The following is an 18,717-nucleotide window of genomic DNA, read 5'->3' as shown; positions in this document are numbered from 1 at the left end:
GGCGCCAAACCGTCGCGGCCCCCGCACATTCCCGGCTGCCGGCCTTCCGGATCGGCCCGCGAGCGGCGCGGCACCCGCCCGGACCGGCACCGCCGCCCGGACCGGCCCGGCCCACCCGGTGGGCGCGGATCTCCCGCCCGGGTGGCGCGGATTTCCCGCCCCAGTGGCGCGCGGATTTCCCGGTCGGGTCGCGCGCGGATTTCCCGGTCAGGTGGGGACAGCCCTACCGTGAAGAGGCCAGCCGATGGGATGGGGACCGACCGCAGCGATGCCTAGCGTCGAGAACATGACCACGACCACCGCCACCAGCGTGGCCGTCGGCGCCGAACCCGGCGCCGGCCGCAGCGTGCTCCGCCAACTCGCCATCGACTCCGGCTACGTGTTCCTCGGCCTCCCCCTCGCGCTGGCGAGCTTCGTCGTGCTCGTCGCCGGGACCGCGCTCAGTGCCGGACTGGCGGTGACGGTGACCGGACTGCCGATCCTGGCCGGCACCCTCTACGCCGCCCGGGGCTTCGCCGACATCGAACGGCTGCGGATGCCGGCGGTGCTGCGGCAACCCCGGGTACGCCCCAACTACCGCACCGCCGAGCCCGGGGCCAGCATGTGGCGGCGGATCTTCGTACCCATCGCCGACGCCCAGTCCTGGCTCGACCTCGCGCACGGCTGGGTCCGGCTGATCGTGGCGCTCGGCACCTTCGTGATCACCGCGGTCTGGTGGCTCGGCGCGATCGGCGGCTCGCTCTACTGGGCGTACGACTGGGCGATCCCGCAGGGCCCGAACGACGAGGGCCTGCACGAGCTGCTCGGGCTGGGCGACAGCGCCGCCGCCCGGATCGGACTGAACACCGCCCTCGGGGTCTTCTTCCTGATCACCCTGCCGCTGGTGGTCCGGGGCTGTGCGCTGATGCAGGCCGGGCTCGGCCGCGCGCTGCTGACCGGGGTGGCGGAGATGCGCAACCGGATCACCGTGCTGGAGGAGCAGAAGCGGGCTGCCGTCTCGGCCGAGGCCACCGCGCTGCGCAAGCTGGAGCGGGACATCCACGACGGGCCGCAGCAGCGGCTGGTCCGGCTGGCCATGGACCTGAGCCGGGCCCAGCAGCAGCTCGACTCGGACCCGGAGGCGGCCCGGCAGACCCTCGGCGAGGCGCTCGCGCAGACCCGGGACACCCTCGCCGAACTGCGGGCACTCTCCCGGGGCATCGCCCCGCCGATCCTGGTCGACCGGGGCCTGCCCAGCGCCCTGGCGGCGCTCGCCGGGCGCGGGCTGATCCCGGTCGAACTCGCCGTCGACCCCCGGCTCGGCACCCCGGACGGCCGACCCGGCCCGGCGATCGAGTCGACCGCGTACTTCGTGGTGGCCGAGGCGCTGACCAACGTCGCCAAGCACAGCCGGGCCACCGAGTGCTGGTTGACGGTGACCCGGGAGGAGCGGGCGCTGCGGATCGTGGTGATCGACGACGGCGAGGGCGGCGCGCACCTCTCCAAGGGGCACGGCCTGGCCGGGCTCGCCGACCGGGTACGTGCCAACGACGGCACCCTGACCGTGCTCAGCCCGCCCGGTGGGCCGACCGAGATCCGGGCCGAGCTGCCGTGCTGAGCCACTCCGACGCCCCGGCCGGCACCGCACCGACCTCCCCGGAAGTTGACCGGATGGGACGGGAACACCCGTCCGACGGGCCGGCAGTGGTAGACAACAACATCATGCGCGTAGTGATCGCCGATGACGCCGTTCTCCTCCGGGAGGGTCTGGTACGCCTGCTGACCGAGCACGGCCACGAGGTGGTGGCCGCGGTCGGCGACGGTACGACCCTGGTCGAGGCCATCGTCACGCACCGCCCCGACGTCTCGATCGTGGACGTCCGGATGCCGCCCTCGCACACCGACGAGGGACTGCGGGCGGCGGTGGAGGCCCGGCAGCGGGTACCCCGGACCCCGATCCTGGTCCTCTCCCAGTACGTCGAGGTGTCGTACGCCGACGACCTGCTCGCCACCGTCAAGCCCAGCGGCGGCGTCGGCGGCGGTGGGATCGGCTACCTGCTCAAGGACCGGGTGGCGGCGATCGACGAGTTCCTCGACGCCGTGAACCGGGTCGCCGGCGGCGGCACGGTGCTCGACCCGGAGGTGGTCGGCCAGCTCCTCGTCCGGCGCCGTCGGGACGACCCGCTGCGGGAGCTGACACCGCGCGAGCGGGAGGTGCTCGGACTGATGGCCGAGGGGCGGTCGAACACGGCCATCGCCCGGGCCCTGGTGGTCAGCGACGGCGCGGTGGAGAAGCACGTCCGGAACATCTTCACCAAGCTGCAACTGCCGCCGGACGAGGAGCAGCACCGCCGGGTCCTCGCCGTGCTCGCCTACCTGCGCGGCTGACCCACCCGCCCGTCGCGCGGCCGGCCCGCCCGGGTGCCTGCCCGGCCGCGTGGCCGGGGCGTGCGGCCCGGATATTCAGTCCAGGCTGGCGGCGAGTTCGACGGCCTCGGTGAGCGAGTCGGCGACCGGCCAGCCGGCGGCGCGCAGCCGGGCCGAATCGGTGAACCCGCCGCTGTAGAGGACACAGCGGGCGCCCACCGAGTCGGCCGCCTCGGCGTCGTCGATCGAGTCGCCGATCAGCACCGCCGAACTCCCCTCGACACCGGACTCCGCCAGGTGCCGGGCCAGGTGCCGGGCCTTGCGGTCGCCGCCGACGGTGCCGCGCAGCCCGTCGACCCGGCGGAACACGGCGCTCAGCCCGTACCGGTCGACCGCCGGCACCAGCTCGTCGTGGAACCACATCGACAGCAGCGACTGGGTACCGGTCCAGGTCTTGATCGCGGTGGTGGCGTCGGCGGCCAGCTCGCAACTGGCCAGCCCGACCCGGTACGCCTCGTGGAAGAGCTGGTCCAGCCGGCTGAACTCCTCGGCGTCCACGGCCCGGCCGAGCACCTCGGCGTAGTAGTCCGCGATCGGCCGCCGGAACTGCGTACGGTGCTCCTCGGCGGTCACCTCGGGTCCGCCGGCTCCGGCCAGCGCCACGTTGGTGGCGGCGACGACCAGGGTCAGGTCGTCGAGCAGGGTGCCGTTCCAGTCCCAGACGAGGTGCTCGCGCATCCGAGCACGATACGCGGCACCGCCGACGGTTCGGCCGGTGCCACCTCGGTCAGCCGCGCGGTGCGGTCAGGTCGCGGAGCAGGCGCTCCTCCTCGACCCGCCAGTAGCCGTGCTCGCGGCCGTCGAGCAGCACCACCGGCAGCCGGTCGCCGTACTCGCGCTCCAGCTCCAGGTCACCGGTGACGTCCAGCTCGGTCCAGCGGTCTCCGGTCACCGCCACCACCCGGTCGACGGCCTCCCTGGCGACCTCGCAGAGGTGGCAGCCGGGCCGGGTGATCAAGGTCAGCCGTGGCTCACTCGTCGTCACTCGCGCCCCTCGTGCCGGATCACCGATCTGCGTACCCGGCCGATCGCGGAGAGCGGCAGGGACCCGACGAACTCTATCCTGCTCGGGCACTTGAACCGGGCCAGGCTACCGGCGCAGTGCGCGGCCAGCTCGGCGGCGGAGACCTCGCTCTCCGGTGCCCGCACGACGTACGCGGTGACCGCCTCCCCGGCCAGCGGGTCCGGCCTGCCGAACACCACCGACTCGACCACCTCCGGATGCGCGCCGAGCACCCGTTCGACCTCCTGTGGATAGACGTTGAAGCCGTTGACCAGGATCAGTTCGCCGAGCCGGTCCACCAGGAAGAGGTCACCGCCCGCGTCGGCGTACGCCACGTCGCCGGTCCGCCACCAGCCGTCGGCGTCCGGGCCGCCGTGCCCGTCCGGCCAGTAGCCGGAGAAGAGGTTGGCGCCCCGGACCACGATCTCGCCGGGATCGGTGCCGGGCGAGGAGAGGTCGAGGTCGGGCTCGTCCGGGTCGTCCCCGCCGTCGGCCGGCTCGACCGCGGAGCCGTCCCGCCACAGCTCCTCCCCGTCGGCGGCGACGAGCCGCAGCTCGACGCCGGGGATCGGCCGGCCGATCGAGTTCGGCTTCGCCTCCGGGCCGGAGAGCGTGGTGGTGAGCACCGGAGCGGTCTCGGTGAGGCCGTAGCCGACCTGGATCCGCCGGCCGGTCGCCTCGGCGAACCGGGTCGCGCCGCCGACCGCCAGCGGGGCGGCGCCGCAGATCGCGACCCGCACCGAGGCCATCGCGGTGCGCAGCGCCGAGCCGGCCGGCACCCCGGCCGCCGCCGGGGCGTCCGGCAGCATCGTCCAGCCGAGGAACATCGACGGTACGCCGACCAGCACGCTCACCCGGTGCCGGGCGACCACCTCCAGTACGGCGGCCGCGTCGAACCGATCGACCAGCACCCCGCACGCCCCGTGGTACGCCACCGCGCCCAGCCCGGCGTTCAGCCCGTACGCGTGGAAGAGCGGCAGGGCCAGCAGCACCCGGTCGTCCGGCCCGACCACCGGCGGGGAGATCCGGCCGACCTGCTCGTGGTTGGCGAGCAGCGCCCGGTGCGACAGCATCGCGCCCTTCGGCTCGCCGGTGGTGCCGGAGGTGTAGAGGAGTACGGCCACCGCCTCCGGGTCCGTCCGGATCGGCCGGTCGGCCGGGTCGCCTTCGGACGCCGACACCACCTTTTCCTTGGGCGCCGGCCCGGTCAGGCTCGACAGTGCGGTGTGCAGTTCGGTCAGTGCCGGCAACTCGGCCCGGACCCCGTCGACTGCCGCGCCGACCTGTTCGGTGCAGATCAGGATGCTCGCCGCCGAGTCGGCCAGGATGTGTCGCAGCTCCGGGCCGGTCAGCGCCGGGTTCACCGGTACCGCGACCAGCCCGGCCCGCTGGGTGCCGAAGAACGCCACCGCGAAGTCGGGCGAGTTGGCCAGGGCGATGGCGACCCGGGCCGGGTGCCCGTCGGTCGGCGCGCCGGCCCGGCGGCGGAGCGCGGCGGCGACCCGGTCGACGGCACTGTCCAGTTCGGCCCAGCTCAGCGCGGCGTCGGTCCAGAGCAGCGCGGGCTCGTCGGGGCGGCTCGCGGCGGCCAGGCGTACCCGGTCGGCCAGGGTGGCCGCGGCTGGCTCGGCGGGGGTATCCGGTCCATCCTGCACGGTCGCTGAGTCTGGCACAGCGCCGGGCGCGACGCGCGCTCCGACCGCCGGCTCGTCCAGCGGTCGCACAACCGGCCATCCCGGACCGGTACGCCCGGATCGGTACGCCCGGTGGACACGGATCGGTGGAACTTTCCCTCGACGTGGAACTTCTCTCGACTTCGCCCCGGGTCCCGAGGTAAGTTCCAGCAGGCCGTAACGGGTTTCGGATATCGACGCCCCCGTGCGGTGGACAGCTTCTAACACGTTCGCGACGGCGCGCCCAAGGCCCGTCGCGCATTGGCGTGTCTGCACGTTTCCCCTGCTCAGGGCTCTTGATACCGCACTGTCAGGCATCTGACAACGCACAAGCTGTGCGCCCCGTTCGGGTGGCTTGGCGGAAATACTTTGGCTCTGTGTAACGGACTTGCCGCACATGGGTGACGTTGGCCCTATCATCACTCGGGTCGGCTCACCCCTTTTGCCGTGAGTCGACACCCCTCAGCCCGAGGAGGCCGCCGTGCCTGTGAGAGCACTGCACCAGCAGCTGTGGGGCGTGTGCCGTCGTACGGCGCACCCCGGAACTGCCGTGCCGGATCGCGCCGACCCCGGCGCGGGTACGGCCCCCATCGCGGCCCGGTTCCGGCGACCGGTCCCGCGGCCTCGGCCGGCCGGGGAGGTCCAGTGAGCACATACGGATACGTCGACGGAGCATCCGGCGGCGGGCCACGGAACACCCGCCTCGCCCTCACCCAGGGCCTCGACCGGCTCCGCGCGTCCATGGACGACATGCTGAGCCTGGCGGTGCGCGGCGACGGGGGCTCGAAGCGGATCCGGAACCGTCCACATCCGAACGAGACGCCGACCCGGCACAACAACCCGGGCGGCAACGCGCGGCCGGTCGGCGGCCGGGTGGCCAGTCCGGCCCGGCCGGCGATGCCCGCCCAGCCGGGTACGGCGGCACCGCCCGCCCGGCCCGAGGTGCCGGAGACCGAGACGGCGATCCTGCCGGTGGTGCCGGCGACCGAGACCTCGACCGGTTCGGGCGGCGGTACGCCGACCGGTTATCCGGACCGCCCGGACCCGTCGGACCCGGCCCGGGAGGTCTGGGCGCTGGTGGAACGGGCCCAGGCCGGTGAGCCGGAGGCGTTCGGCCTGATCTACGACCGGTACGTCGACACGGTCTTCCGGTTCGTCTACTTCCGGGTCGGCAACCGGCAGCTCGCCGAGGACCTCACCTCGGACACCTTCCTACGGGCGCTGAAACGGATCGGCAGCTTCACCTGGCAGGGCCGTGACCTGGGCGCCTGGCTGGTGACGATCGCCCGGAACCTGGTCGCGGACCATTTCAAGTCCGGTCGCTACCGCCTGGAAGTTACTACGGGTGATGTTCTGGATGCGGACCGCGAGGATCGGGGTCCGGAGGGGAGCCCGGAGGCGGCCGTCGTCGAGCACATCACCAACGTCGCCCTGCTGACCGCCGTCAAGCAACTCAACCCCGAGCAGCAGGAATGCATCGTTCTGCGATTCCTACAGGGTTTCTCCGTGGCGGAGACCGCCCAGGCGATGGGGAAGAACGAGGGCGCGATCAAGGCCCTTCAATACCGCGCGGTGCGGGCGCTGGCCCGGTTGCTGCCGGACGGATTCCGTCCGTGAAGCGCTCCCAGGGCCAGCGCCGACGCTCCGTGACTCCGCTCACTCTTCGTAGTATTTCCCGCCGCCGGGCCGTAACCGGTCGCCCCCGCCGACCGTTTGTCCGGGTGCGACCGGTGGTTGGCCTCAGATCCCGCCGACCGGTCGGTCGGAGAACGGATCGGACCCCGGGCACCGTGGCCCGATCCTGAGGTCAGCCACCGTCGTACCCGGACGGCGAGACGACGCCGACCGCAGCATCGCGACCAGCGAAGGGAGGTGTCGGCGGTGAGTTGGAAGACCTTCTACCGCCAACGCGCCGAGCGCTTCGCGCAGCTGCTCGACGAGGCCAACGGAGGCCGTCGCCACCACGTCCGGTCCCGCCTCGACGACGACCTGGCGCAGCCCCTGGCCATCGGCGAACGACTCCGCGACGTCCAGTCCACCGTCGAGGTCGACCCCGACTTCCGGGCCGGCCTGCGCGCCATGCTCGTCGCCACCGCCGAGCGGGAGGGAATCGGCGCGACCGCCACCGACGACGCCATCGTCGACGGCGGTGGTCAACCCGCCACCCGCCGGACCGGTCAGCCCGCGTTCCGGGGCCCACGCACCCGGGCCCGGGCCCGTGGAGCCGTCGTCATCGGGGTCGCCGTCGGCGCGATCGCCGTCTCCGGAATGTCCGCCGCCAGCGAGAACGCCGTACCCGGTGACGCGCTCTACGGCATGAAGCGGCACACCGAACGCGCCCAGCTCGCCCTGGCCAGCTCCGACCTGAGTCGCGGGCAGCTCTTCCTCGACTTCGCGCGTACCCGGCTCGCCGAGGCGGTCGCGGTCGGCGGCCAGAACTTCGGCTTCTCCGCCGTCCTGGAGGACATGGACGCCGACACCCGACAGGGCGTCAAGCTGCTGACCAGCGCGGCGGTGCAACGTCAGGACCCGTCGGCGCTGGACGCCGTGGACACCTTCCTGCATGAGCAGCGACCGCAGGTCGCCCGCCTCTTCGAGGACACCACCCGGGCCACCCGCAGCCGGGCCAACGAGTCGCTGAAACTCCTCGACGACGTACAGACCCGCTCCGAGAGCCTCCGGGCCGCGCTGATCTGCCGGGTCGGCGCGATCGGCCGGGCCGACTCGATCGGTCCACTGCCCCGGACCTGCCCGTCCGGCCGTGGCCCGGTCGGTACCCCGGTGGAGCCGCCCCCCTCGGCGGCCGAGGGCGACGGCGGCAGCCGTACCCCGGAGGAGGAGGCGCCGCGTGCCCCGGACCGGAGTACGGCACCCCGGCCACCCGCCGCGACGCCCAGCCCCGAGCAGCCACCGGCGGTACGGGACCGCAGCACCACCGAACCCGTACACCGGGTCGGCGGCTGACCCTCCGCACCGGCCCGTACGTCGGCCGCTGCCCCGGACTCCGGGTGCGCCCGCGCCGATCCGGCTACCCTCGCTGTGTACGCGTAGCGAGGAGGTTCCCGCGTGGCCCGGGCGCGCAAGGTGACGGTCAGCACCGACGACCACGGTCACACCGCCGGCTGGGCCGAGGCGGGACCGGACGCCCCACCGGCGGAGCCGGCCCGGACCGATCCCGACGCCGCCGCCTTCTTCGACGTGGACAACACGGTGATGCAGGGCGCCTCCATCTACTGGTTCGCCCGTGGCCTGGCGGCCCGGAACTACCTCACCACCGGCGACCTGGCCCGGTTCGCCTGGCAACAGCTCCGGTTCCGGGTACTCGCCGTCGAGCACGCCGGCAGCATGTCCCGGGTCAAGGAGGCGGCGCTGGCCTTCGTGGCCGGCTGGCGGGTCGAGGACGTCGAGCGGCTCACCGCGGAGATCTTCGACGAGTTGATGGCGCCCCGGATCTGGGCCGGCACCCGGGCCCTGGCCCAGCAGCACCTCGACGCCGGCCAGCGGGTCTGGCTGGTCACCGCCGCACCGGTGGAGATCGGCCGGATCATCGCGGCCCGGCTCGGCCTGACCGGCGCGATCGGCACCGTCGCCGAGATCCGCGACGGCGCCTACACCGGGCGGCTGGTCGGCGACCTGATGCACGGGCCGGCCAAGGCGGACGCGGTGGTGCAGCTCGCCACCGTGGAGGGGCTGGACCTGGCGCGCTGCGCCGCGTACAGCGACTCCGCCAACGACCTGCCGATGCTCTCCGCCGTCGGTCGGGCGGTGGCGATCAACCCGGACGGCACGCTGCTGCGGCACGCCCGCGAGCACGGTTGGTCGGTGCACGACTTCCGGACCGGACGGAAGGCGGCCCGGATCGCCGTACCCTCGACCGTCGCCGCCGGGCTGGTGGCCGGCGCGGTGACGGCGGGGCTGGCGATGCGTCGCCGGCTGGCCCGGTGACCGGTCCGGCGTCCGGGGCGCGGCTCAGGGGCCGAACGGGTCGGGACGCTTCTCCAGCAACTCGTGCAGGGTCTGCTGGATGGTCTCGCGGACCTGGTCGGCGAGGTTGAAGACCACCAGCGGATCGTCGGCGGAGTCGACCAGGTGCTCGGTGGGGATCGGCGGGCAGAACTGGATCAGCCACTTGCTGGGCAGCGGCACCGCGCCGAGCGGGCCGAGCCAGGGGAAGGTCGGCGTCACCGGAAAGTACGGCAGCTTGAGCAGCCGGGCCAGCGGCTTGATGTCGGCGAGCATCGGGTACGTCTCCTCGGCCCCGACGATCGCCACCGGCACGATCGGGGTACCGGTGCGGAGGGCGGCGGAGACGAAGCCGCCCCGGCCGAACCGTTGCAGCTTGTAGCGGTCCGCGTAGAGCTTGCCGACGCCCTTGAAGCCCTCGGGGAAGACGCCGACGAGTTCACCCCGGCCGAGCAGCCGCTCCGCGTCCGAGTTGCAGGCGACGGTGCCGCCGGTCTTGCGGACCAGCTCGGAGACGACCGGCATCCGGAAGACCAGGTCGGCGCCGAGCAGCCGCAGGTAGCGGTGCTTCGGGTGCCGGTCGTGCAGCACGGCGGCCAGCACCAGCGCGTCCATCGCGACCGTGCCGGAGTGGTTGCCGACCACCAGTCCGGCGCCGTCGACCGGCAGGTGGTGCACGCCGGAGACCTCGGTGCGGAACCAGTCGCGGTAGAGCCGGCGCAGCACCGGATAGAAGACCTGGTCGGTCAGCTCGGGGTCGAAGCCGAACTCGTCGACCTCGTACTGCCCGGAGAGGCGTCGGCGCAGGAAGGCCAGCCCGGCGGCGACCCGCCGGTCCCAGACGTCGCCGGACTCGTCCGGCACGGGCGGCCCGGGCCGGTGCCCGTTGCGCCGCGCCGGCCGGTCCAGCTCCGTGCCGTCCGCCTCCGGGGGTACCCCGTACCGCCGGCCGGCCGTGCTCTCCGGATCGTGCTGCACCCCTGCGGCCTCCCCGTTTCCGGTGCCGTTACGCCGGTCGTCCGCGCTGCCGTCGCCGGTCATCGTCCGCCCCGCTCGGCCGGTCCGGCACCGTCGGCCGCGTCGAGCTGCGCGATCCGGTCCCGGACCGTGGCCCGGGTCTGCCGGATGCCGTCAATGATCGCCTGCTCGGCCCGACGGAGCTGCTCCGGCCCGAGCACCGTCCCCTCCCGGTGGCTCGCGATGAACTCCTCGAAGGCGGCGGCGGTCGACCTCGGGGTGAACCCGAACTCCGTGCTGAGCCTGGTGGTGTCGACCACCCGGCCGTGCACGAACAGGTCGACCTGGTCCAGGCCGTAGCGGGCGAAGCCGAGCACCCGGGCGAGCCCGGCCGCGCCGGAGAGCCCCGGCTCCACCACCGGCAGGGCGACCCGGCCGGCCCGGCGGATCGCCTGGGAGAGCGCCAGCACTCCCGGCCCGGCGACGTTGAAGGTCCCCGGGTGCTCCTCCACCACCGACCGGTGCAGCACCTCCAGTACGTCGTCGAAGTGCACGAACTGGAGCCTCGGGTCCCGGCCGAGCACGGTCGGCACCACGGGCTGGGCGAAGTACCGGGTCAGCGTGGTGTTCGCCATCGAGCCGATGAACGGCGCGAAGCGCAGCACGGTGGCGGTCACGTCGGGGCGGCGCCGCCGGAAACCGCGGACGTACCCCTCGATGTCGAGGATGTCCCGGGCGAAGCCGCCGCGCGGCACGGCCCGGGGCTCGGTGTCCTCGGTGAAGACCGCCGGATCCCGGAACGACGCCCCGTAGGCGGCGGTCGACGACCGGACGACCAGCTTGCGCAGCCGGGGCGCCCGCTGGGCGGCGGCGAGCAGCTGCATCGTGCCGATGACGTTCTGCTCCTTCATCGCCGCCCGGCCGCCCTGCTGCGGGTCGGCGGCCGTGACCAGCGCCAGGTGCACCACGGCGTCGGCGTCCAGCTCCTCGACGATGCTGCTCACCGCACCGGCGTCGGCGCGGACCCGCTCGACGCCGTCGAGCAGCCCGGCGATCTCGGGCGCAGGCTCGTGCACGTCGAGACCGACGACCCGGGCGATCCGGTCGTCTGCGACCAGCCGCGCCGCCACGTGGGCGCCGAGGAACCTGCTGACCCCGGTCACCACGACGACCCCCGGCGCACCGGGGGTGCTACCGGGGGTCACCTCGCGCTCCGCGCGGGACGACCCGGGCCGGACCCGGACCGCCGCGACGTCGTCACGTGGGCCTCCGAAGGTCGACAGTCTGGACGGCTCACCGCCGGCCGGGCAGGCGCCCGGCCGGGGTCACTTGCCGAGACGGCGACGCTGGACGCGGGTCTTGCGCAGCAGCTTGCGGTGCTTCTTCTTGGCCATGCGCTTGCGGCGCTTCTTGACCACCGAGCCCATACGACAGCCCTTCTGATGCGACGTGCTGATCGGACCGGCCCCACCCGGAGGTGCGGCCGGTTACCGAGCTGGACAACGGACCGGGCCGGCACTACGGGCTCGCACCCATATCGGCACGTGGCCACGGTCGCGGTCCAGACTAGCCCTCGGCCGTCAGCCGGGCCAAAGCGCCCCCACGGGGAACCGCCCGGCCCCCGTGCGGAACCGCCCGGAACGCTCCGGAACCGTCGCGACATCACGGCTGCGCCGTCAGGCGGTCTCCTGGAAGGCACCGCGCAGGTAGTCGTGCACGGCGTGCTCCGGCACCCGGAACGACCGCCCGACCCGCACGGCGGTCAGCTCGCCGGAGTGCACCAGCCGGTAGACCGTCATCTTCGAGACCCGCATCAGCGTCGCCACCTCGGCGACGGTCAGAAACCTGACCTCCGGCATTCGGCTGTCCGGCTGTGGTGATCCTGCCATGGCTCACCAACCCATCCCAATCCCCGGCGCGTGCCGCCCGACGGATGCTTCCGCGCCGCAGCTACGCGCGTGTTACCAGTACGGTAACGGGGCGGCTGTGACCGGCGCGATCCCTTCGGGCAATTGATCATCACTGGCTCGCCGGTCGACGCCTGGGAACGAGTCATCCGTGCTCATTCGGCGCGAAGGGCGATCACCGGGTCCAACCGCCCGGCTCGCTGCGCCGGTACCACCCCGAAGATGATCCCGACCGCCGCCGACACGCCGAACGAGAGCGCCAGCGACCACCAGGTGACCACCGCCGGTACCGGGGAGAGGGCGGCCACCAGCAGCGCGGCGCCCACCCCGAGCGCCATCCCGAGCACCCCGCCGAGCGCGGTCAGCAGTACCGCCTCCAGCAGGAACTGGACCCCGATGTCCCGGGGCCGGGCGCCGACCGCCTTGCGCAGGCCGATCTCCCGGGTCCGCTCGCGTACCGAGACCAGCATGATGTTGGAGACCCCCACCCCGCCGACCAGCAGCGAGATGCCGGCGATCGCGGCCAGCACCCCGGTCAACACGCCGAGGATGTCGCCGAGTACGCCGAGGATCTGCTCCTGGGTCACCGCGCTGAACTCGGTGTCGGGGTGTCGCCGGGTCAGTTCGGCGACCACCCGGGCACCGAGGTCGTCGATCTCCTCCCGGTCCGGCGCCTTGATCGCGATCCCGTCGATCCGCTGGGTGCCGTAGAGCCGGTGCGCGGCGGTGACCGGGATGTGCACCTCGTCGTCCCGGTCCACCCCGAGGCTCTGGCCGAGCGGGGCGAAGACCCCGATCACCCGGAACCGTACGCCGGCGATCGCGACCTGCTGCCCGACCGGCTCCCGGTCGCCGAAGAGGGTACCGGCGACCGTGGACCCGAGCACCGCGACCCGGCGACTGGTGTCCACATCGGACGCCGTGAGGTAGCCGCCCCGGTCGAGTTCCCGGACGAAGACCTCCGGCGTGGTTTCGAGTACCCCCTGCACGGTGGTGAACGCCGAGCGGGTGCCGGCGCGTACCGTCTCGCCGGAGGTGACCGTGACCGCCACCCGGCGCGGGTCGCCGACCACCCGGTTGACCGCCTCGACGTCGGCGAGGGAGAGCCGGGAGACCGCCGGTGCCGCCCCGAAGTCGAGCCGGCCGGGCACCACGACCAGCAGGTTGGAGCCGAGCCCCTCGACCTGCTGCTCCACCTCCCGCTTGGCGCCGGTGCCGATGGCGACCAGCACCACCACGGCGGCCACCCCGATCACCACCCCGAGCATGGTGAGCATGCTGCGCAGCCGGTTCGCCCGCAGGGCGTCCAGCGCGACCCGCCACGCCTCGGCGATCCTCACGAGCCGCTCCCCGATCCGGGGGCGGTGGCCCCACCGGTCCCGGCCGGGGCGTCCGCCGCACCGCGGCGTCCGGTGGCTTCGGTGGCGCCACCGAAGCCACCGAACGGGTGCCCCGAGTCGCTTCCGGACGCTCGTCGGGGCTCCGCGCTGGGAGCGGGATCTACTATCTCAGGCCCGCGCCGCGCCGCCGGCACGGCCGTCGGGGTATCCGCCTCCGCCGCCGGTGGTACGGGCGTCGCCGGTTCCGGCTCCCCCGCCGACGTCAGCACCCGGCCGTCGCGCATCGTGATCTGCCGGTGCGCCCGCTCGGCGACCTCCCGGTCGTGGGTGACCAGCACCAGCGCCACCCCGTCGGAGGCGTTCAACTCCTCCAGCAGGGTCAGCACGGACTCGCCGGTGGCGCTGTCCAGGTTGCCGGTCGGCTCGTCGGCGAGCAGCAGTACCGGGTCGGTGACCAGGGCCCGGGCGATCGCCACCCGCTGCTGTTCGCCGCCGGAGAGCTGGTTGGGCCGGTGCTCCAGCCGGTGCCCGAGGCCGACCCGGCCCAGCATCGCCGCCGCCAGCTCCCGCCGCCGCCGGCCGCCGATGCCCCGGTAGACCAGCGGCAGCGCCACGTTGTCGAGCGCGGAGGTCCGGGGCAGCAGGTGGAACGACTGGAAGACGAAGCCGATGGTCTCGTTGCGCAGCGTGGCGAGCTCCCCGGCGTCCAGCGTGGCGACGTCCCGGCCGCCGATCACCAGCCGGCCGGCGGTGGGCCGGTCCAAGCCGCCGAGCAGGTGCATCAGGGTCGACTTGCCCGACCCGGACGGCCCGACGACCGCCAGGTAGTCACCGGCCGCGATGGTCAGCGAGACGCCGCGCAGCGCGGCCACCGAGACCCCGCCCAGCTCGTACGTCCGGACCAGGTCCACCGCCTCGACCGCCACCCCCGACCGCCGGGCCGCCCCGCCGGCTGGCGGATCACCGGCTGACGGCCCGCCGGCTGACGGGGCGCCGGCTGACGGGGCGCCGGCTGGCGGGGCGCCGGCTCTCGGAGCGCCGGAGCCATCCGTCGGCGGCCCGGTCAACGTACCCGCTCGCCGGGGCGCACCTGGTCGCCGCCGCTGACCACCACCTGCTGGCCCGGCTGCACCCCGCTGACGATCTGCACCAGATCCTGGCCCTGCACCCCGACCGTCACCGGCACCTGCTCGGCGATCCCGTCCTCGACCACCCAGACCGCGTCCCGTCCCTGGTCCGAGTGGAGCGCCGCCGCCGGTACGGTCACCGCGCCGGCCGCCTCGCGGACCCGGAGCCGGACCACCGCGCTCATCCCGGGGCGCGGTGCCGGCGCGGCCCGCCCGTCGGCGAAACGCCCGGAGCCGAGCGAGAGCCGTACCCGGTACGTGACGCCGCCCCGGGCCGACGCGGTCGGCAGTACGTCGACCGAGCGGACCCGGGCCGGATATTCCGCCCCGGTCGCGGCGTCCAGCTCCACGCTCGCCGGCACCCCCTGGCCGACCAGCAGCACGTCGGTCTCGTCGACCTCGGCGACCAGGCCGAGGTCGGTCAGGTCCACCACGGTCAGGATCGGGGTACCCGCGCTCACCCGGCCGCCGACCGGCACCGTGCCGTCGACACCGGCCACCGGCGCGGCCGGGGCGCCACCGCCGAGCGCACCGGCCGGGTCGACCCCGGCGGGCGCACCGAGCCCACCGGTCGCGCCCAGCAGCCCGGCGAGCGCCTCGGCCGAACCCGGGGCAGCCGGCGACGCCGCACCGCCGAGCTGCACCACCCCGCCGATCGGCGCCCGCAGCACCAGCGCGTCGACGGTCGCCTTCGCCAGGTCGTACGCCTGCTCGGCCTGGAGACGCTGGGCGGCCGAGAGGGCCCGTACCGCCGAGTTCAGCCCGGCGACGCCGCGCTGGACGGCGCGTACCGCCGTGCTGGCCGTCTCGGCCGCCGCCTCGTACTGCCGCTCCGCGACCCGGACCTGGGCGAGCAGCACGGCCCGCGCGCCCGGGTCGGTGAGCTTGTCGGCGGCGTCCCGGGCCGCCCGGAACGCCTGATCCGCCGCCCGGTCGGTGCCGCGACGCAACCGGGCCAGGTCGGCCCCGCCGCCGACGCCCCGCCCGGCGCTCCGGGCCGCGTCGAGGGCCCGGCGGGCCTTGGCCAGCCGGTCCCGGGCCGAGGGCGAGTGGATGACCGCGAGCACCCGGCCGGCCCTGACCTGGGCACCGGGCCTGACCCGCAACTCGGCCAGGGTGCCGTCGGCGGGGGCGCTCAGGGTCGCCGCCGCCCGCGCGGTGACGCTGGCCGGCGCGTCGACCAGTTCGGCGACGTCGGCCCGCTCCACACTGGCCAGCCCGACCTGCTCGTCGGACTCACAGGAGGCCGCGGAGAGGCCGAACAGGACGGTGGCGGCGACGAGGGTGGCGGAGATGACGGGGCGACGGGGCCGCGGTGCTGCGGACAGGCGCGGCGGAGAGGCGCGACGCACGCCGCCATGGTACGAGCTACCGCCGCCCCCCGCCGGCCCGACGCGCGGGCCGGGCGAGCCCGCTGACCTGCACCTGATCTAGGAGGCGGTCCTCTTCACGTACGCCACGCACTCGTCGTGCAGCTTCGACCAGTCCCGGCCGAACGCCTCCTGGGACGCCTCCGCCTCCGCCCTGCCGTCGTGCACCACCAGTTTGAAGAAGGCGAGTACGTCCTTCTCGCCGAACCGGTCCACGAGATGCCGTACGGCGAGATAGCCGACGCCGTAACTGCCGGCGACGTGCCAGTCCTCGGAGCCCCTGCTCGGCGCGACGTCCGCCAGCTTGCCGTTCCAGCCCGAGCCGACCAGCCGGTCGACGTCGTCGAGGCTGCCGTACCGGCTCGCCGCCTTGCCACCCGCCGCCGCCTGCTCGGCGAGTCCCTCCACCAGCCACCAGGCGTCGTCGTCGATCTGTTCGGCTCCGGCCAGCGAGGAGGCGTGGGTCAGCTCGTGCCGCATCAGGTCGGCGTACTGGCCCGGCACCACGGCCTTGGAGTTGAGCACCAGGTCGTACTGGTCGTCACCGACCGGTACGGCGTATCCGGCGGTCCAGTCCGGCCGGTTGCCGCCGTACCAGCGGCTCCACTCGTTCGGGCCGGCGTAGAAGATCAGGTAGCGCTCCGGCGGCGAGCCGTCCACGGCGTACCGGTCGGCGACCTTGGCCGCCCGCTCTCCCTCGCGCAGCAGGTCGGGCAGCCGGTCCCGGAACGCCCGGGGCGCGGCGACCAGGGTGCGGTCCCCGATCGAGGCGACCAGTTCGTCGCTCTCCCAGGGCCGTGGCCGTCCCGGTCCGCCGGCCCGGTCGGTGTCGATCGCGGAGAGTCGCGGCTGCCCGGCGCTGTCCTTCCACCGGGTGACCATGGTGATCTCGTTCGGTTCGCAGCCGGGGCTCACGAAGCAGTGCGCGACGGTGAGGTTGGCCCGCCACTCGCCGCCCGTGTCGAGCTTGACCACCTGGCCCAGCAGTTTCGGCTCCCACTTGCTGACCCGCATCGCCCGCAGGGTCCGGAATTCGCGCCGGAGTTGCCGGGCGATCGCCGTGTTCGGCTCGGCGAGCCCGACGTAGCCGCTCTCGTCGCCGCCGAGCAGCGCCTTCGCCTGCCCGTCGAGCAGGCTGCGGATCTGCTCGGTGAGCCAGTCGCCGGTGACCGAGACCGGGTCGCCGGCCTTCGGGCTGGCCGCCGCACCGGCACCGCCGGTCGGGCCGGTCGGGCCGGACACCCGGTCGAGCACCGCAGCCCCGATCGCGACTGGCGCCGCGCAGAGCAGCAGGGCCACGACGGTACCGAGGCCCACCCAGAGCGGCCACCGGCGCCGACGCGGTGGCGGCAGAAGATCGGCCGGCGCCGGCCCGTAGCCGCCGGGCACCGGATGTCCGCCCGGCACCGGATAGCCGCCCGGCACCGGATAACCGCCGGGCGACGGATGACTGCCGGGCACCGGATAGCCGCCGGCCGACGAATGACCGCCGGGCACCGGATAACCGCCCGGCATCGCATGACCGCCGGGCATCGGGTACCCGGTCGGCGGCTGGCCGTACCCGCCGGCCGGGGGGTAGCCGGCCGGCTGGTAGGCGGGCTGGGTCGGCTGGTGGCGGCCGGGGTCCGGCTCGTAACCGGTGGGCCGCACCGGATAACCGCTCACCGGCGGAAGGCCGAGCCCGACCGGTTCGGGCGCGGAGGACGGCTCACCGCCCGGGCGCCGCCACTCCGAGGGCGGGCTGTCGGCCGGTGGATAGCCGATCCGCGGCTCTTGGTCGGCCGGTGGGCGGTGGTGGTAGTCCCCGTCGGTCACGGCCGGAGAGTACGACCAATCGTCCAGCCGTGCGAACCTGCCCTCAGCGGCCCGCCCACGACCCGGCCAGTCGCGCCGCCGGTCGGGAGTACGGCCGCTCGGCGGCGGCCTGCCAGCAGTGTCGTGCCGAGCCGAGCAGCAGGGCCGACGAGACAGCCGAGCCGACCCCGCCGACCAGCGCCTGCACGCCTCCGTTCCCGGGCGGCAGTACGGCGAGCAGGACGCCGCAGACCATGGTCACCGCGACCACCACCGAGGCGAGTACGGCGGTGAGCCGGATCGCCGCCGGCCGGATGTCGAAGTGCCGTGGCCCCCAACGCAGCAGGACGACCGCCACCAGGGCGGCGCCGAGGGCGAGTCCGGCGAAGGTGTCCGTCGCCCGGGCCAGCCACAGGTACGCCGCCCCGGGCTGCGCGCCGTCCCAGAACTGCTGCCAGCCGCCGATCCGGCCCAACAGTTCCGTCGTGCCGTACTGGGCGCCGAGCACTCCGAGGAGCAGCAGCGCCGTACGCCGCCCCTGTGCCACCGCCAGCACGTCCTGTAGCCCGGCCGCGATCCGCTGCGCCGAACCGAACTCCCGGACGGCCAGTCGTTGCGCCTCCGTGGCGGTCTGGCCGTCGTGCCGGTACGCCTCGGCGGCGTCGACCAGCGCGTCCCGGATCTCGGCCAGCATGTCGGCCCGCAACCTCGCGGCACCGCGCAACCGGTCGCCGACCGCGCGGACGTAGTCGTCGATCGGGGCGGTCACCGGTTCAGTCTCTCCCGACCGGGGGCGGGCGGCCATCCGGAGGAACCCTGACCTCGATCCGACCCGTTTCACGCGGCCACCGCCCGACCGCGCCGGATGAGCCGCCTGCGCCGCCTGCGCTCGATGTACGAATTGTGCCCTCGCCGGATGACTCGGCCGTTAAGAGAGGTCCGTCCAAAGCCGTCACCGTCTGCTTTTTTCTGCCCGAAATTGGATTGCCACGATCTGCCCCGCATCTATCCGGTTAGCGCTTTTCGAGCGCTCAGAGCCCTTAATTCCACTGGTTCGTGGGTTTTCTTCATATAGGCCCGCCATGCACTGAAGAGCACCGTACGGTGACCTTAAGTGGCTACAACCTATTTGTGGCCCTCCGCGCCCCAGATGGTGCGGCCGTGTCTTGTATTCGAA

At 73.9% G+C, this 18,717-nt stretch carries 16 protein-coding genes and 1 pseudogene; 5 read left to right on the top strand and 12 right to left on the bottom strand.

Features of this window, described 5'->3' with window-relative positions:
- Positions 1 to 286: 286 nt before the first annotated feature.
- Together C6W10_RS08890 and C6W10_RS08885 are read left to right on the top strand one after the other, a co-directional pair.
- Positions 287 to 1,597: a sensor histidine kinase gene (locus tag C6W10_RS08890; protein ID WP_234359457.1), complete on the top strand. Its 1,311-nt coding sequence runs from the start codon at positions 287 to 289 to the stop codon at positions 1,595 to 1,597.
- Between the two features lie 104 nt (positions 1,598 to 1,701).
- Positions 1,702 to 2,367 (top strand): response regulator transcription factor, encoded by a 666-nt coding sequence (locus C6W10_RS08885; protein WP_107263776.1) that lies wholly within the window; start codon positions 1,702 to 1,704, stop codon positions 2,365 to 2,367.
- Positions 2,368 to 2,442: 75 nt separating this feature from the next.
- Here C6W10_RS08885 and C6W10_RS08880 read toward each other — a convergent pair whose 3' ends face one another.
- Genes C6W10_RS08880 through C6W10_RS08870 form a run of 3 tightly spaced genes read right to left on the bottom strand, consistent with a single transcriptional unit; the run spans position 2,443 to position 5,064 of the window.
- Positions 2,443 to 3,084 (bottom strand): HAD family hydrolase, encoded by a 642-nt coding sequence (locus tag C6W10_RS08880; protein ID WP_107257655.1) that lies wholly within the window; start codon positions 3,082 to 3,084, stop codon positions 2,443 to 2,445.
- 49 nt (positions 3,085 to 3,133) lie between these two features.
- Complete coding sequence (locus tag C6W10_RS08875; RefSeq protein WP_107257654.1) at positions 3,134 to 3,391, bottom strand: glutaredoxin family protein; 258 nt, start codon at positions 3,389 to 3,391, stop codon at positions 3,134 to 3,136.
- Positions 3,388 to 5,064, bottom strand: a complete 1,677-nt coding sequence (locus C6W10_RS08870; protein ID WP_234361671.1) for an AMP-binding protein — start codon at positions 5,062 to 5,064, stop codon at positions 3,388 to 3,390. The genes C6W10_RS08875 and C6W10_RS08870 overlap by 4 nt, the downstream gene beginning before the upstream one ends.
- 768 nt (positions 5,065 to 5,832) lie before the next feature.
- On the opposite strand from C6W10_RS08870, the gene C6W10_RS08865 reads away from it, so the two are divergent.
- The 3 genes and pseudogenes from C6W10_RS08865 to C6W10_RS08855 all read left to right on the top strand — a co-directional run bounded on the left by C6W10_RS08865 (position 5,833) and on the right by C6W10_RS08855 (position 9,027).
- Positions 5,833 to 6,699, top strand: coding sequence for an ECF subfamily RNA polymerase sigma factor, BldN family (locus C6W10_RS08865; RefSeq protein WP_199854005.1), 867 nt, complete (start codon positions 5,833 to 5,835; stop codon positions 6,697 to 6,699).
- Positions 6,700 to 6,954: 255 nt separating this feature from the next.
- Positions 6,955 to 7,845, top strand: a pseudogene (locus tag C6W10_RS08860) (DUF5667 domain-containing protein); the annotation flags it as partial.
- Positions 7,846 to 8,148: 303 nt separating this feature from the next.
- Positions 8,149 to 9,027 (top strand): HAD family phosphatase, encoded by an 879-nt coding sequence (locus tag C6W10_RS08855; RefSeq protein WP_107257651.1) that lies wholly within the window; start codon positions 8,149 to 8,151, stop codon positions 9,025 to 9,027.
- Between the two features lie 24 nt (positions 9,028 to 9,051).
- On the opposite strand, the gene C6W10_RS08850 is transcribed toward C6W10_RS08855, so the two are convergent.
- The 9 genes from C6W10_RS08850 to C6W10_RS08810 form a co-directional block, all read right to left on the bottom strand.
- Positions 9,052 to 10,086 (bottom strand): lysophospholipid acyltransferase family protein, encoded by a 1,035-nt coding sequence (locus tag C6W10_RS08850; RefSeq protein ID WP_107257650.1) that lies wholly within the window; start codon positions 10,084 to 10,086, stop codon positions 9,052 to 9,054.
- A complete protein-coding gene (locus tag C6W10_RS08845) occupies positions 10,083 to 11,207 on the bottom strand; it encodes an NAD-dependent epimerase/dehydratase family protein (RefSeq protein WP_107257649.1) in 1,125 nt (374 codons plus the stop codon). The genes C6W10_RS08850 and C6W10_RS08845 overlap by 4 nt, the downstream gene beginning before the upstream one ends.
- Before the next feature lie 120 nt (positions 11,208 to 11,327).
- Positions 11,328 to 11,429 carry a 30S ribosomal protein bS22 gene (locus C6W10_RS08840; RefSeq protein ID WP_007465623.1) on the bottom strand — a complete coding sequence of 34 codons (102 nt, stop codon included), beginning with the start codon at positions 11,427 to 11,429 and terminating at the stop codon, positions 11,328 to 11,330.
- Positions 11,430 to 11,678: 249 nt separating this feature from the next.
- Positions 11,679 to 11,891: a helix-turn-helix domain-containing protein gene (locus C6W10_RS08835; protein WP_101369425.1), complete on the bottom strand. Its 213-nt coding sequence runs from the start codon at positions 11,889 to 11,891 to the stop codon at positions 11,679 to 11,681.
- Between the two features lie 173 nt (positions 11,892 to 12,064).
- Positions 12,065 to 13,249 (bottom strand): ABC transporter permease, encoded by a 1,185-nt coding sequence (locus C6W10_RS08830; RefSeq protein ID WP_107257648.1) that lies wholly within the window; start codon positions 13,247 to 13,249, stop codon positions 12,065 to 12,067.
- Positions 13,246 to 14,175 carry an ABC transporter ATP-binding protein gene (locus C6W10_RS08825; protein ID WP_107257647.1) on the bottom strand — a complete coding sequence of 310 codons (930 nt, stop codon included), beginning with the start codon at positions 14,173 to 14,175 and terminating at the stop codon, positions 13,246 to 13,248. The genes C6W10_RS08830 and C6W10_RS08825 overlap by 4 nt, the downstream gene beginning before the upstream one ends.
- 137 nt (positions 14,176 to 14,312) lie before the next feature.
- Positions 14,313 to 15,728 (bottom strand): efflux RND transporter periplasmic adaptor subunit, encoded by a 1,416-nt coding sequence (locus C6W10_RS08820; RefSeq protein WP_107257646.1) that lies wholly within the window; start codon positions 15,726 to 15,728, stop codon positions 14,313 to 14,315.
- 78 nt (positions 15,729 to 15,806) lie between these two features.
- Complete coding sequence (locus C6W10_RS08815) at positions 15,807 to 17,561, bottom strand: hypothetical protein (RefSeq protein WP_107257645.1); 1,755 nt, start codon at positions 17,559 to 17,561, stop codon at positions 15,807 to 15,809.
- Between the two features lie 43 nt (positions 17,562 to 17,604).
- Complete coding sequence (locus C6W10_RS08810) at positions 17,605 to 18,309, bottom strand: permease prefix domain 1-containing protein (RefSeq protein ID WP_107257644.1); 705 nt, start codon at positions 18,307 to 18,309, stop codon at positions 17,605 to 17,607.
- Between the last annotated feature and the right edge of the window lie 408 nt (positions 18,310 to 18,717).

This window comes from Plantactinospora sp. BB1, from assembly GCF_003030385.1.
Lineage (GTDB): Bacteria > Actinomycetota > Actinomycetes > Mycobacteriales > Micromonosporaceae > Plantactinospora.
The sequence above is the reverse complement of the archived record's forward strand: the minus strand, read 5'-3'. Positions and strand labels throughout refer to the sequence as shown.

What these genes read in the sequence shown, in the direction of transcription:
- C6W10_RS08840 (WP_007465623.1), bottom strand. Translation starts at nt 11,429, where the DNA reads ATGGGCTCGGTGGTCAAGAAGCGCCGCAAGCGCATGGCCAAGAAGAAG.
- C6W10_RS08835 (WP_101369425.1), bottom strand. Translation starts at nt 11,891, where the DNA reads ATGGCAGGATCACCACAGCCGGACAGCCGAATGCCGGAGGTCAGGTTT.
- C6W10_RS08880 (WP_107257655.1), bottom strand. Translation starts at nt 3,084, where the DNA reads ATGCGCGAGCACCTCGTCTGGGACTGGAACGGCACCCTGCTCGACGAC.
- C6W10_RS08885 (WP_107263776.1), top strand. Translation starts at nt 1,702, where the DNA reads ATGCGCGTAGTGATCGCCGATGACGCCGTTCTCCTCCGGGAGGGTCTG.
- C6W10_RS08890 (WP_234359457.1), top strand. Translation starts at nt 287, where the DNA reads ATGACCACGACCACCGCCACCAGCGTGGCCGTCGGCGCCGAACCCGGC.
- C6W10_RS08865 (WP_199854005.1), top strand. Translation starts at nt 5,833, where the DNA reads ATGCTGAGCCTGGCGGTGCGCGGCGACGGGGGCTCGAAGCGGATCCGG.
- C6W10_RS08850 (WP_107257650.1), bottom strand. Translation starts at nt 10,086, where the DNA reads ATGACCGGCGACGGCAGCGCGGACGACCGGCGTAACGGCACCGGAAAC.